At 65.1% G+C, this 12,767-nt stretch carries 13 protein-coding genes and 1 pseudogene; 6 read left to right on the top strand and 8 right to left on the bottom strand.

The features are described 5' to 3' along the window. The 4 genes from ACGFH6_RS44480 to ACGFH6_RS44465 form a co-directional block, all read right to left on the bottom strand. Nucleotides 1-185: hypothetical protein (locus ACGFH6_RS44480; protein ID WP_393397431.1), on the bottom strand; the 185-nt coding region annotated here is incomplete at its 3' end. Nucleotides 186-276: 91 nt separating this feature from the next. After that, nucleotides 277-444: a hypothetical protein gene (locus ACGFH6_RS44475; RefSeq protein WP_393397428.1), complete on the bottom strand. Its 168-nt coding sequence runs from the start codon at nt 442-444 to the stop codon at nt 277-279. 74 nt (nt 445-518) lie between these two features. Beyond that, on the bottom strand, nt 519-710 hold the full coding sequence (locus tag ACGFH6_RS44470) for a hypothetical protein (RefSeq protein ID WP_393397434.1): 192 nt from the start codon (nt 708-710) through the stop codon (nt 519-521). Between the two features lie 80 nt (nt 711-790). Then, nucleotides 791-1,537 (bottom strand): SOS response-associated peptidase, encoded by a 747-nt coding sequence (locus ACGFH6_RS44465; RefSeq protein WP_393397425.1) that lies wholly within the window; start codon nt 1,535-1,537, stop codon nt 791-793. A gap of 116 nt (nt 1,538-1,653) precedes the next feature. On the opposite strand from ACGFH6_RS44465, the gene ACGFH6_RS44460 reads away from it, so the two are divergent. The 5 genes from ACGFH6_RS44460 (at nt 1,654) to ACGFH6_RS44440 (ending at nt 6,348) form a co-directional block, all read left to right on the top strand. Further along, nucleotides 1,654-1,857 (top strand): hypothetical protein, encoded by a 204-nt coding sequence (locus ACGFH6_RS44460; RefSeq protein WP_393397422.1) that lies wholly within the window; start codon nt 1,654-1,656, stop codon nt 1,855-1,857. Nucleotides 1,858-2,106: 249 nt separating this feature from the next. Then, the gene (locus ACGFH6_RS44455; RefSeq protein WP_393397419.1) at nt 2,107-2,400 is read left to right on the top strand and encodes a hypothetical protein; all 294 of its coding nucleotides are present in this window, start codon (nt 2,107-2,109) and stop codon (nt 2,398-2,400) included. Between the two features lie 621 nt (nt 2,401-3,021). Then, on the top strand, nt 3,022-3,621 hold the full coding sequence (locus ACGFH6_RS44450; protein ID WP_393397416.1) for a phosphotransferase: 600 nt from the start codon (nt 3,022-3,024) through the stop codon (nt 3,619-3,621). A 322-nt stretch (nt 3,622-3,943) separates the two neighbouring features. Next, nucleotides 3,944-4,414 carry a hypothetical protein gene (locus ACGFH6_RS44445; RefSeq protein ID WP_393397413.1) on the top strand — a complete coding sequence of 157 codons (471 nt, stop codon included), beginning with the start codon at nt 3,944-3,946 and terminating at the stop codon, nt 4,412-4,414. 125 nt (nt 4,415-4,539) lie between these two features. Further along, nucleotides 4,540-6,348, top strand: a complete 1,809-nt coding sequence (locus tag ACGFH6_RS44440; RefSeq protein ID WP_393397410.1) for a hypothetical protein — start codon at nt 4,540-4,542, stop codon at nt 6,346-6,348. 201 nt (nt 6,349-6,549) lie between these two features. Here the strand turns inward: ACGFH6_RS44440 and ACGFH6_RS44435 are convergent, their stop codons facing one another. Together ACGFH6_RS44435 and ACGFH6_RS44430 are read right to left on the bottom strand one after the other, a co-directional pair. Continuing rightward, the gene (locus ACGFH6_RS44435; RefSeq protein WP_393397407.1) at nt 6,550-10,515 is read right to left on the bottom strand and encodes a hypothetical protein; all 3,966 of its coding nucleotides are present in this window, start codon (nt 10,513-10,515) and stop codon (nt 6,550-6,552) included. A 188-nt stretch (nt 10,516-10,703) separates the two neighbouring features. Then, nucleotides 10,704-11,198 carry a hypothetical protein gene (locus ACGFH6_RS44430; protein WP_393397404.1) on the bottom strand — a complete coding sequence of 165 codons (495 nt, stop codon included), beginning with the start codon at nt 11,196-11,198 and terminating at the stop codon, nt 10,704-10,706. Between the two features lie 391 nt (nt 11,199-11,589). Between ACGFH6_RS44430 and ACGFH6_RS44425 the strand changes: the two genes are divergently transcribed. After that, the gene (locus tag ACGFH6_RS44425; RefSeq protein WP_393397401.1) at nt 11,590-11,769 is read left to right on the top strand and encodes a hypothetical protein; all 180 of its coding nucleotides are present in this window, start codon (nt 11,590-11,592) and stop codon (nt 11,767-11,769) included. Between the two features lie 214 nt (nt 11,770-11,983). Here ACGFH6_RS44425 and ACGFH6_RS44420 read toward each other — a convergent pair. Both ACGFH6_RS44420 and ACGFH6_RS44415 read right to left on the bottom strand, forming a co-directional pair. After that, nucleotides 11,984-12,229: pseudogene (locus ACGFH6_RS44420) on the bottom strand (tyrosine-type recombinase/integrase); the annotation flags it as partial. A 21-nt stretch (nt 12,230-12,250) separates the two neighbouring features. Then, nucleotides 12,251-12,499 carry a hypothetical protein gene (locus ACGFH6_RS44415; RefSeq protein ID WP_393397398.1) on the bottom strand — a complete coding sequence of 83 codons (249 nt, stop codon included), beginning with the start codon at nt 12,497-12,499 and terminating at the stop codon, nt 12,251-12,253. Nucleotides 12,500-12,767: the final 268 nt, after the last annotated feature.

Raw genomic sequence — 12,767 nt, 5'->3', positions numbered from 1 at the left:
TCGCCATTAGCGATCCAGCGACACGTCCACTGCACGCCGGCCAGGTAGCCGTCCTCGCGCCCGTCGACCTTCAGAGCGTCAGCGCGCCGCTCGGCGGCCAGCCACACCCGCGCGAAATCGGTGACCCTCACCCCGCGCAGATGCTCACGGCGGATGCGGTCGAAGTCGCTGCCTCTCAGCTCCATACCAAAACACGATCCCAGCAGCCGCCGACACTTTCCACAGGACACCCAAACTACGCCCAGACATCATGCTCTTGTTCAGCTTCCCGCGCCCTCAGATACAAGGCGAGGTGATCAGGCCGGAACCAGTACCGTCCCCGCGCATCGCGTTCACACGGGAGCCGGCCTTCTCTGGCGAACCGCTGGCCGGTGCGTCTGGATAGCCGAGCAGCTCTGCCGCCTTCTCCGCGTTCGCCTGCCCGAGCCGGAACGTCGAGACCACGGGTGGTGGGTGAGCTTCGGCATACCGCTCGACCTCACGCCGGTAGACCGGGAAGGTCGCGTTGACACAGGGGCCTAGCTCGCCGGCCGCCAGGAGTGCGCGGACCTCGGTGACCGGGCGGCCCAGAATCTGCGCGGCGACGCCGAGGGAGATCGGTTCGCCGCGCCCGCGCAGTGCTTCCAGGGCAGGGCGGTGGTATTTGCGTAGCCGGTGCCGCGTTCGATCAGGCCGCGGCGTGCCATCCGGTGCAGGGTGCTCTCGCTCACTCCGAGGACGGCGGCGGCCTGTTCGGCCGAGATCCACTCCTCCTGGTCCTTCTCGTAAGCGCGTCGCGTGTCGGGTGCGGTCAAGAGGCCGGAAGGGGATCGAGGAGATGGGGGCCGTTGTTACGCCGTACGTCGTTGACGGCCGTGGACACGGCGTAGATCTCCAGCCCGGTCGGTGGCGTCATCAGCGGCTTGAGGTCGTCTGGTTCCTTGACCGTGGGGTCGAGCCACTGGCCCCAGTCGTCCGAGGCGATAGACATTGGCATGCGGTCGTGAACGCGGCCGACCTCGTCGGTCGCGGTGGTGGTGATGATCGTGTACGACCACAACAAGGCAGCCGGGTCGTCGTCTGGCAGCGACTTGTCGTTCCAGACCTCGTAGACGCCGGCCAGCGCGAGTGACGAGCCGTCGGTGGGGCGGAACGCGAAGGGCTGCTTGAGGGGCTTCTTGGTCTTCTCGCTGATCTTGTCGGTCTCAAACCACTCGTAGAAGGCGTCGACCGGGATCAGGCAGCGCCGCGACTTGAACGCGGCCCGGAACGCGGGCTTCTCGTGCACGGTCTCGCTCCTGGCGTTGACCAGCCGGTTCCCGATCTTGGCGTCCTTGGCCCAGAACGGCACCAACCCCCACTTGAACAGCCGCAGCTGCCCGACGGCGTCTGCGTCCCTCGGCCCGTCGGCCGGCGGCCGGGAGATCACGACCGGGGCGAGCTTGGTCGGGGCCACGTTGTAGTCCGGCCCCTTCAGTTCGTCGGCCTTGTCGTCGTCGACCTGGAACTGTTCGAGCAGGTCCGTCCGGCGGGCTGTTGACGCGTAGCGACCACACATGCGTTCTAGCCTGCCACGCCCGCAGCGGATGCACAGCCGACCGACGTTGGTCGGTGCGTGACGGCCGGGTACCGGGGCTGGAGGCAACAACCAATCTTCCGGGAGAGGAGCCGGCCATGGCGGACACCAGTTCGAACAGCGGCCGGGAGTGGACTGACGACCAGGTGCAAGAACTGCGTGAGCTGGCCGAGGGGAACACGCCCGTCGGTGTCATGAGCATGAAGCTCGGGCGCAGTGAGGACGCGATCAGGTCCAAGGCGCAGTCCGAGGCGATCAGCCTGGAGCCGCCGAACAGGTCGCCGTATGGCGACATGGGCTGAGATCTAGGCGCATTCTGGTGCTATGGCCGGGGTCTGGCGGTGCGGGAAGTGCGACGGGGCGAATGTTCCGGAGCATAAACGGGATGAATTGCACTTGATGCAACATTGCTCGTTGGTCCGGATCGGCTAATCGCGCTGGTCAGGGAGGTGCAACGCGAGTGCGGGTTGGACCGTCGCCAGCCACTGACCTGGGCAGACGGGTTCGCAGCAACATTGATGTATCTAGTACAACAGCCTGGAGATGGTCTGATGGATCGCGACGCGAGGCAGAGCGATGCTCCGATGCCTGGGCTGACTGTTCAACGTGAAGCCCCCGTCGTGGCGTTACAGGCCGGGTTGCTCGGAACCCTCGAGATCGACGCTTCAACAAACTGCCTGGTAGTCCGCACCTCTGTCGGCACCGCAGTCGGCGTCGAAAGCCTCGTCGATATCGATGTGGCCTGGCCTCCAGGCTGGAGTGTCGTGCTGCGTGACGGCACACCCGCCCTGATTGATGCAGCTGGACAGCTGGACAGCTGGCCTGCTGGCTCGGCGACGAGGTAGAGGTCGGTGGAGGTTTCGTGGACACAGCCGTAGCCGACGTCGTCTCGTGCACAGGCCAAGAGCGGATATTCCGGGCGTACGAGCTCACACGCGCTTGAGTTTTAGATGTCGAAGCTCGACCGGGATGTCGCCCGGTCACGCTCTTGATCCAACACCGCTCACGAACTCAGATCCCCGATCGACTGAGGAGGACGGGAATACTGCACACTTCGAATATGCACCCGTTGCTAGTCCATCGGTTCTGCCCGTACCGGGACCGCCGGCTCACGGTCCGAGGCGTGAAGATCATCGTGTGGCCGCCCTTCCACCGACCGGGGGACAGGAATGGCGATGACACCACCCAAGCGGCGCATTGACCCCACCGAGGTACGGATCCCGGCCGACCTGCCCGGTTCCTTGGCGGCTGCACCAACCTGTCTGTCAAGGTGGCGGTGTGTCGGAGCAGCAGCTCGATGGCGGGATCGCGAACGCGGGCCAGGTCGTCCGCGTCGGTCCGCATGTGCTTCGTCCCTCGAGTCCGCACTCGGGTTCGATTCACGCCTTCCTGCGGGCGGTAAAGACGCCGGATTCGAGGGTGCCCCGATACCAGTCGGCATCGACGAGGACGGACGCGAGCGCCTCGTGTTCATCGAGGGCGAGGTCCCCGTGGCGCCCTATCCGGACTGGAGCCAGTCCGACACCGCGCTGGCTTCCACGGCCAGGCTGCTGCGCGGGTTGCACGACGCCGCCCGCGAGTTCGACCCTCAGGGTTTCACCTGGAACGACAGTCTGGCTGACCCTGCGGGCGGGACGCTCGTGTGCCATAACGATGTGGAGCCTTCGAACGTCGTCTTCCGTGACGGCATCGCCGTTGCGCTGCTCGACTTCGAGTTCGCCGCCCCTGGCCGCCCTATCTACGACGTGGCCCAGCTCGCCCGCCTCTGTGTACCGATCGAGGACGACTTCGACCAGGACCGGATCGGCTGGCTGCGCGCCGACCGACCAGCGCGGCTACGACTCGTCGCCGAGGCCTACGGACTGGACCGGGCCGGCCGGGCAGAACTGCTCACCGCCATGAACGATGCCCTCGCCCGCATCGAAGCAGCCGCGCGACGCAGCCTCGATGCGGGCGGCCCGAACGCCGTCGCGAGGATGACCCGGACGGGAGGCATCGAGAAGTTCGACCGTCGGCGCCGCTGGTGGACCGCCCACTACGACCAGTTCGCCAAAGCCCTCCTCTAGCGCATCCCTTCGCTCACCTGAGAGGCCACAACGTCGGCGTGTACTGGGGTCCGCCGGCTGCGTGCGATACACGTGCAGCGGCGTGGTTAATGACGGTCGACGAGGGGCAGCGGTGGGCAGTTACGTTCCGCCGTCTGGCCTGGTGAGAACGGTGGCCCGTCGCTGGCCAGCGAGGCGACCCATCGCGCATCACCGCCATCGTCCGCACCAACTTCGCCTGGGCGGGGCCCTGAGGGTCGACATGGTGACGTGGTGTGAGAGAGACTGCGGTTCATGTTAGGGAGCGTCGCTCCCGGGGGTGTTGTTGTTTGGGGGTGGGTCGGTGGACCCAGTGTCGCTTGTGGTTGCGGCTGTTGTGGCGGGTGCCGTGAGTGGAGTGAAGGACACCGCTGCGCAGATGGTGAAGGATTGCTATGCGAAGTTAAGGGGCCTGCTAGGGCAGCGTGGTGTCGAGGTGGCGGCGTTGGAGCGGCGGCCGGACTCGGAGGCCCAGAAGGCTGCGGTAGTGGAGAGCCTGAGCGACGTCATGGCAGCTGATCCGGCCGCCGAGCAGGAGTTGTTGGACGCGGCACAGGCGTTGGTCAAGGCGCTGCGAGAAACGGCCGGGACCTCCGTGGACGCGGTCGTGGGCGTAAATCTGGCTCGCGTGGAGGCCGAATTCATTCGGATCCAGGAGGTCCGCTCGGTGGGGACCGGTGTCAGCATCCAGGACAGTAAGACAACCGGTGGAATCGATATCGGTATCGTTGACGCAGGTATCGAGAAGCCTGGGGTCCCTCACGCGCGGCAGTAGAGCCCGGAACTGCCGCGGGCCAACAGGGCACACACCTAAATGACGTAACCGCCGGCGGGAACGTCACGATCACCTACGGCTCGCCGACACGGGGAGTTGATCCGCCCCATTTCCTGGACTTGTTGGTGGAAGTCGACTTGACGCCGGACGGAGATCTTCCGCTGGCTTCAGACCTCGATCCCTATAGTCTGGGGGCCACGCCGTCTGACTATGGCGACGCAGACAGTCATGGACAACAGGATCCTTACGTACTGCGTAGCCACAACGACGTCGATGAACGTGTGAGCGCTGCCCTGGCGCTAGGGCATTTGACTATTTTGTACGGGCCCTCTAAATCGGGGAAAACGCGCACTGCATTCGAGGCTGTGCACAGAACTCACCCCAACGCCAGGATGGCGGCGCCAGTGCCGACTGAACTCGCGCAGTTGGTTGGGCATCCACGTATCCAGGAGACGAACGACTGTATTGTCCTATGGCTCGATGACCTTGATAGGTATCTCATGGCTCAGCCGTCCACGCTCTCAGTCTTACGTCAGGCGAAACGCCGGCCCGGGGAACTGTTGGTGATAGCGACGCTTCGCACCGAGGCGCGCGCTCGACTTGTGGCGCTGGCTGGAGGTGAACTGGCGCGGGCAGATCGACAACTGCTTAATGCGGCGAAGCAGATTGAACTCCATCCAACTGATGAAGATACTCGCGAGCAGGCTGCTGCTCGCGAGGCCTATCCCAATGTGGACCTGTCCGGTGTCGGCCTAGCTGAGCAACTCGCATGTGCGCCTGCCTTGCTTAACCACTATAGCGATCTCCAATATCACGAACCGATTCAGTATGCGGTAGTCCAAGTCGTCATCGACTGGACGCGTATTGGCATGCCGCGCGCTATCGAGGAAGAAGATCTCGTAGATATAGTAAAATATTCACTCAAGGATCGGCATCCTGAACTGGCCCCATCGAAGCCTGAAATTCGAAGGGCGGTGCAGATCTGTCGAAGCCCGCTAATTGGACATGGACGGGCGGCTGTCGTCGTAACAGAGATGATCGAGAATCAGCGACGCGGCTATCGACCGTTTGATTATCTTGTCGCTGCGGACAATGGTGAAGGTAGCCCCTCTCGTGAAATATCTCAGCATCTCTGGGCTCGAATGTTTCACTACATGCAGCCGGATGAAGCCTCAGGCATCGCAAAGACTGCGTTTGAGCGAGGCTTTCAGGAGATTGCCATTGACGCTGCCCGGCGAGGGGCAGAGTTGAACAACTCAGGAGCAATGAATGCCCTAGGAATACTGTTATATGAGAATGATCCACCAGACTACGAAGAAGCACGCAAGTGGCTTCTTGTCGCTGCAGCCGATGGCGCTCAGGGTGCCTTGAATAACCTCGGGCAGCTTGTTCGAAAGCAAAATCCAGACAATATCGCGGAAGCGCTCGAATGGTATTGCCAAGCGGCTGAGGCCGGTAGTCAGGTCGGCTTGTCGAATCTTTTCTACCATGCAGAGGGCGCGCCTGCGTCGGCGACGGACCCACTTGCCACGCGCATGGAGGAATTTCTCCTCCGGGCGGCGACACAGCAAGGCGATGTTGGCTCGATGCTGGTCCTGGGTATGAAGTATGCTAGGGCGCGAACAGCGGCCGATTTAGAGAAGGCGCGGTATTGGTTCACGCGGGCAGCTGACGAGGGAAACCTCGTGGCAATGAACAACGTTGGGTACCTTCTAGCCCGTTTGCAGCAACCGCCGGATCTCGCGGCCGGGAAGATATGGTTGACTCGTGCCGCAGAGGCGGGCGAATCTTACGCGATGGTCAATCTCTACACTATATTCTCAAAAATCCAGATACCGCCGGACACCGAGGCGGCTGACTACTGGCTATCCCAAGCGACAAGGGCCGGCGTCATGGATATCGACAAACTCCAGGATGATTTGGATAATTTCTGAGCTGCCTTGAGGTGGTCTGTTTAAGCTCGACGCAGGGGTGGCCCGACGGAGTGGTCGTTTCGGGTCCTGCCTGCCTGGGACCCTGGCGGGCAAGCACTGCGTCCACTGGAGCTGCCTGGCCGCTCACTACCGCCTAACGGGAAGGTCGTCAGGTCCCCTGGCGGTACGCAGTTGTCGACCTTCACGTTGCCTCTATCGCCGTCACTCAAATTCTTCTGTGAGATCCCTCGCAACAGTCCGAAGTGCGGAGGAATCAAGCCTCCCTATCAGGTCGAGGGTGAGTAGCCAACTGCCCTGCTTGCACGCTCTCGCTGCGATCAACTGCCCACGCGTCACCGAGCCTGAATCAGCCCGTGCCTCAGCAGCGCTGATCATTGTCGACACCTGGCGTGTCGGGGGGACGCGGGCGTTGGCTGTGTGCTCCGCCCGTTCGTAGAACCCGGCCGCGGCCAGCGCCTCACCAAGGCTCGTCAGGGCCCGTGCCTGGTCCGTTGGGTCGGCAATGGCATCGGCGGATTGCTCGGCGAGGCTGGCGACGCGGTCGGCCTCATCTCGTTGCCCGGTCGCGGCCAGCGCCTCGGCGAGGCTCGTCAACGCCTGTGCTTGGCAGGTCAGGTCGGTGATGGTGTTGGCCGTCTGCTCGGCCCGTTCGAAGAGCCCGGCGATAGCCAGCGCCTTGGCGAGGCCGGTCAGCGCCTGAGCCTGGTCGCTCGGGTCAGCGATGGTATGAGCGGTTTGCTCGGCCCGTTCGTAGAACCCTGCAGCGGCTAGCGCCTCGGCGAGGCCGGTCAGCGCCTGAGCCTGGTCGCTCGGGTCAGCGATGGTGCGGGCGGTTTGCTCGGCGAGGCTGGCGACGCGGGCGGCGTCGTCTCGTTGTCCGGTCGCGGCCAGCGCCTCGGCGAGGCTCGTCAACGCCTGTGCTTGCGCCCTCGAGTCGGTGATGGTGTGGGCGGTTTGCTCGGCCCGTTCGTAGAACCCTGCTGCGGCTAGCGCCGCGGCGAGGCCGCTCAACGCCCGCGTCTGGAAAAACGGCTCGGTGATGGTGTGGGCGGTTTGTTCGGCGAGGCTGGCGACGCGGGCGGCGTCGTCTCGTTGTCCGGCCGTGGCCAGCGCGGCGGCGAGGCCGGTCAGCGCCTCGCCGTAGGCCCTCGGGTCGGTGATGGTGTGGGCGGTTTGTTCGGCGAGGCTGGCCAGGCGGGCGGCGTCGTCTCGTTGTCCGGTCGCGGCCAGCGCGGCGGCGAGGCCGGTCAACGCCCGCGCCTGGAAGACCGGGTCGGTGATGGTGCGGGCGGTCTGTTCGGCCCGTTCGTTGAACCCTGCTGCGGTCAGCGCCTCGACGAGACTGGTCAAGGCCTGTGCTTGGTAGGTCGGGTCGGTGATGGTGCGGGCGGTTTGCTCGGCCCGTTCGTAGAACCCTGCTGCGGTCAGCGCCTTGACGAGACTGGTCAGCGCCCCCGCCTGGAAAGTCGAGTCAGTGATGGTGCGGGCGGTTTGCTCGACGAGGCTGGCCACGCGGGCGGCGTCGTCTCGTTGTCCGGTCGCGGCCAGCGCCGCGACGAGGCCGGTCAACGCCCGCGCGTCGGCCCTCGGGTCGGTGATGGTGCGGGCCGTCTGCTCTGCGAGGCTGGCCAGGCGGGCGGCGTCGTCTCGTTGTCCGGTCGCGGCCAGCGCGGCGGCGAGGTCGGTCAACGCCTGTGCTTGGTAGGTCGGGTCGGTGATGATTTTGGCCGTCTGCTCGGCCCGTTCGTAGAACCCGGCCACGGCCAGCGCCTCGACAAGGCCCGCCAACGCCAATGCCTGGAAGAACGGCTCGGTGATGGTGCGAGCGGTCTGCTCGGCCCGTTCCTGGAGCCCGGCCGCGGCCAGCGCCTCGACGAGACTGGCCAACGCCTGCATCTGGTCGGCTGAGTCGGTGATCGTGTCGGTGGTCTGCTCGGCGAGGCTGGCCACACGGGCAGCATCATCTCCTTGCCCGGCTGCGGCCAGCGCCTTGGCGAGGCTGGCCAATACCCGTGTCTGATAGGCCGAGGCCCTCATGGTGCGGGCCGTTTGTTCGGCGAGGCTGGCCACACGGGCAGCATCATCTCGTTGTCCGGCCGCGGCCAGCGCCTCGAAGAGGCCCGTCAACGCCTCTGCCTGGAAGACCGGCACGGTGATGGTGCGGGCGGCCTGCTCGGCCCGTTCCTGGAGCCCGGCCGCGGCCAGCGCCTCGACGAGACTGGCCAACGCCAATGCCTGGAAGGACGGCTCGGTCATGGTGGCGGCGGTCTGCTCGGCCCGTTCGTAGAGCCCGGCCACGGCCAGCGCCTCGACGACACTGATCAACGCCGGCGGCTGGTCGCTCGGGTCAGTTAGGGTGCGGGCGGTTTGCTCGGCGAGGCTGGCCACGCGGGCGGCGTCGTCTCGTTGTCCGGCCATGGCTAACGCCTTGGCGAGGCTCGCCAATGCCCTAGCCTCGTAGGACGGGGCGCCGAAGGTGCTGACCGTTTGCTCGGCGAGGCTGGCCACGCGGGCGGCGTCGTCTCGTTGTCCGGCCGCGGCCAGCGCCGTGGCCAGGCCGGTGAACGCCTGTGCTTGGTCGCTCGGGTCGGTGATGGTCTGGGCGGTTTGCTCGGCGAGGCTGGCGACGCGGGCGGCGTCGTCTCGTTGTCCGGCCGCGGCCAGCGCCGCGGCCAGGCTCGTCAACGCCTCTGCCTGGTAGGTCGGGTCGGTGATGGTGTGGGCGGTCCGCTCAGCCCGTTCGAAAAGCCCGGCCGCGGCCACCACCTCGACGAGACTGGACAGCGCCTCTGCCTGGTCTGGCGGGAACGCGATGTCCTGGGCGGCGTGCTCGGCGAGCCCGGCTAACCGTGCAGCGTCGTCTAGGTGCCCGGCCGCCGCCAGCGTGCTGGCGAGGCTAGCCAACGCCTCTGCCCGGGCAGCCGAGTCGCTCATGGTGCGAGCCAGGGCTTCGGCTCGTACGGGCTGTCCAAGTGCCGCCCACACCGCTGGAAGCCGCACTGGGATGTGGGCGTTGCGATCTTCAAGCCGGTTGCGGCGACGAGCCAGCAGGACCGCTGTAGCCAGGTCCGGTGATGGATGGTGGCTGATGAGATCGCTGGTGGCATTGACTTCGGTGAGTGCTGCGAAGTCACCACCGCTGACGTCCAGCAGCCGGTCCTGCCTGACCTGGTCCAGAACGAGCTCGAGCATGCGAGGGAGGTCACCTCCTTCTCGCAAGAGTGAGAAGTAGCCGCTCAGCAGGTACTCCGGTGTGCTCGACGGCCAGGCCCCTCGGCGATAGCTATCCGCCCAGCGATGGACCTGGTGAAGCAAGTCGGGTAGATAATCGGTGAGGTAGTCCTCGGCAGTCTTCTGCAGCTCTTCATGCCCGAGGATGTATGTGGTGGCCTCGCGACCGCGTGACCAGGCTGATGCGCGCGGCGCAAACGTGCGACCCTCGCCGCTTTCCAACATCCGTTCGATGAGTCGTAGCGGATGTCCGCTGATCTCCTGCAGGTCGCGGGCAGACAGACCACCGCCGGCGGCGGTAATCAATCCAAGAATGTCGCGGTGCACTTGGTCGGCGTCGAGGAGCCGATCGAGTTCGGCGGCTGCCTGCTGGCGCGTGACTTCCGCTGCGGCCGATTTGGTCAGCGAACGGACGATACTCGGGTCCCGCAGCGGGTGGTGGCTTGGGACGTCTGCGGGGATCGGAGGGTTTGGTCGCCCGGCGACGACTACACGCATTCCATACCGAGGTCTCGCGGGGAGCAGAGAGGCGATGCTTTGCCCCATCACTGCTGCCCCGGTGTCCTCGTCCAACCCGTCAACAACCAGCACGAGCCGGCAACCGCGCTCGGCAGATCGCCGGGCGGCCCGGGCGAGCAGGTCCAACACCTGGGAGTCGGCAGCAATACCACCACGCAATGGACTCTCGTCTGCTAGTAGGGCTGCGGCCTGCTCAGCCACAGCGGACAAGAACGCGGATCGATCACTCTGGCCTGCCTGGCGAGCCGTGATGAAAAACGAGACCACCTCTATGGCAGGTGGCGGATGCAAGACGAACCACGACATCAGGGCCGACTTGCCTGCCCACGCATCCGCGCGAATCCATACATACGGTCCGCGGTCCGGGTCCTGACAGAATCTTGCCAAATCCGCAAGTTCTTGTTCCCGCTCCTTCAATTCCGGCGGGACTATCTGCTCGATCCGAAGCAGGTAATGTGAGGCCGCCGGCCGACGCCTCTCGGCCTCGTAGTAGTGCAGGTTGTGGATGTGACCGGCGGCAACGCCGCCGTGGTGTGCAGCGACGGTTCCGCCGCCGTGCGACAGCTGGTCGCCGCCGAGGTCGGACTGCCGCTGGACCGGCCCGGCTACCGAGGGCCCGCGTCATCTTCCTCGCGTGGCGTGGAGTCTCGAGCTGAGTCTGCGCCGAAGGTAACGTTGCCGATGTTCCAGCCAGCCGCCGAATGGTCATCCGCGCGAATACTGACGCCGCCGGCAACGGCCGCCGCGCCCGCTCCGGATGCGGCCGCTTGCCCACGGGATGCTTCTGCCGCACGGACGTTCTCGACCAACTTCGCGAGTTCTCCCGCGAAGCCGGGGTCCTCCTCGGCGGCATCCTCAAGCGCCAACTCCAGTCGTTGGCGCGTCCGCTCGCTGACCTGACCCTGCCCCGAGATGTCGAGATCCAACTTCTCTAAAGCCGGATCACCATGGAGCTTCCTATCCACGGCGTCCTGCAACTTATCGAGCGCCGCGTCTAGTGCTTCGTCGACGACGGCATCAGCCCTGGCACCAACTCGGCGCGCTTTCCGCAGCCCCCATCCGACCAGGTAGCCGACCACGATCCCAGTCTCGATCACCATCGATCCTCCCCGCACCGAAACCATCGGAGTCCGGAGTCTAGCCATCAACAGCCGCAGGGCGCACATGTTCGCTGCGATCATCAATCCCGTCATCAACATGGTGGGCCTGGTTCCAGCGGTCGCCCCTGCTCCACACAGGCTTGCCTTCAAACAACTCGCCGCTATGTCGATGGCCCTGTCAATGAAACCCAGTGATCTCGCGACAGAGCTGACAGGCGCACCAGCCGCGATGCGATGATTTACGCCTGAAGGCAGGCTGGGCCGTGAATCTGCCGGTCGAGCTTGCTACGGGCACGATCGACACCGACCCGAGCCGCCTGGTTGGTGATCAGGCGCGCCCCGTTGGGCGCGGCCCGCCACGTTCGAAGGCTGCGAGCTGAAGCCGCAGCGGGTGGCCTTGAGAGAACTGGACGACGGTGCTCTCGGCATCTTGGTCAAACGTGACGTCGGCGAAGGCCGCTGTGTCGCGGACGGCCGCGTTCGCTTCAGCCGGTGTGAGAACGTCGAGGCGGCCGACATCGAAGACCTGGCCTCGGTCCGCTGTGGTGAGGGACGCTTCGGCCGCGCCTGATCCCGCGGTGACAACACCGATGGGGTGGCCTGCGCGAGCGCGAGTGTGGTGCCGGTCGTGGTGCGAAATGGTGTCAATTGATGGTGATCGGTGGGGCGTGGTGCAAGCCGACCGCAAACAAAAGCGCTGGTAGAGGCTGCATGAGGCGGTGTCGTTCTTCCTCGTAATGAGAAGGTCGTCGGTTCGATTCCGACAGGCGGCTCCACCCAAGCCCTCAGGTCAGGACCCAGTTTCCTCGCCCGGGGGTTCTGTCGTTCCAGCCAGGAGATGGCGGCGTGTCCCCGGTGACCTGTCCAACCCGCGTAGCCGCATCCCAGAGGTTCTGATCGATCAGGTGCCCGTACAGGTCCATGGTCATCGCGGCGGTGGCGTGTCCGAATACCCGCTGGACCACCTTTGGGTCAGCCCCAGTCCCCAGCCAGACCGAGGCCGCCGTGTTCCGTAGATCGTGCACGCGGAGTTTGGGGAGGCCGGTGGCCTTCTAAGACTGCTCACCCGTCCCTCGGTCCAGACGCTCTTGGCCGGTCTCCACCGACACGCCAGGCAAGCGCCTGCCGCGCATGAAGACCGGGCGCAAGAAGGACTCGGCGATCTTGGAGGTGTCAACTGAATCGGACTGGCTCTCGATGATCTTGAGATTGAACTTGAGCCACGCCCGCCACATCAAGAGGCGGGTGACCGGGACAACAACACCGGCCGAGATCACAAGGCACAAAAAAACGTGCGCCATGGTGAAAACCTTCCGTACGTCCTTGGCATATGCACGTGCATTTGGCCTTGCCCGACAGACGATACACCTCGATCTGCTGCCGCTCCAGTGACGAGCACGGCGAGCCCCGATCCGGCGTACTCGTCCAGGCGATCACGTCGCGCAGGGTAGGCGACGATGCCAGCGCCGAGCTACCTGTGATCCGCCAACTGATCCGCGACACATGTCCGCCACGTGATGTGCGACATGTGGTCTAGGAGATTGAGGTTGCGGTCCGTGGCCGCTGGCC

Origin of the sequence: Kribbella sp. NPDC049227, from assembly GCF_043197265.1 — a bacterium.
Lineage (GTDB): Bacteria > Actinomycetota > Actinomycetes > Propionibacteriales > Kribbellaceae > Kribbella.
The sequence above is the reverse complement of the archived record's forward strand: the minus strand, read 5'-3'. Positions and strand labels throughout refer to the sequence as shown.

Bases quoted from the DNA above. Each gene is read 5' to 3' on its own strand.
- ACGFH6_RS44460 (WP_393397422.1), top strand. From the start codon at position 1,654: ATGGCGGACACCAGTTCGAACAGCGGCCGGGAGTGGACTGACGACCAG.
- ACGFH6_RS44465 (WP_393397425.1), bottom strand. From the start codon at position 1,537: ATGTGTGGTCGCTACGCGTCAACAGCCCGCCGGACGGACCTGCTCGAA.
- ACGFH6_RS44455 (WP_393397419.1), top strand. From the start codon at position 2,107: ATGGATCGCGACGCGAGGCAGAGCGATGCTCCGATGCCTGGGCTGACT.
- ACGFH6_RS44430 (WP_393397404.1), bottom strand. From the start codon at position 11,198: ATGGTGATCGAGACTGGGATCGTGGTCGGCTACCTGGTCGGATGGGGG.
- ACGFH6_RS44415 (WP_393397398.1), bottom strand. From the start codon at position 12,499: ATGGCGCACGTTTTTTTGTGCCTTGTGATCTCGGCCGGTGTTGTTGTC.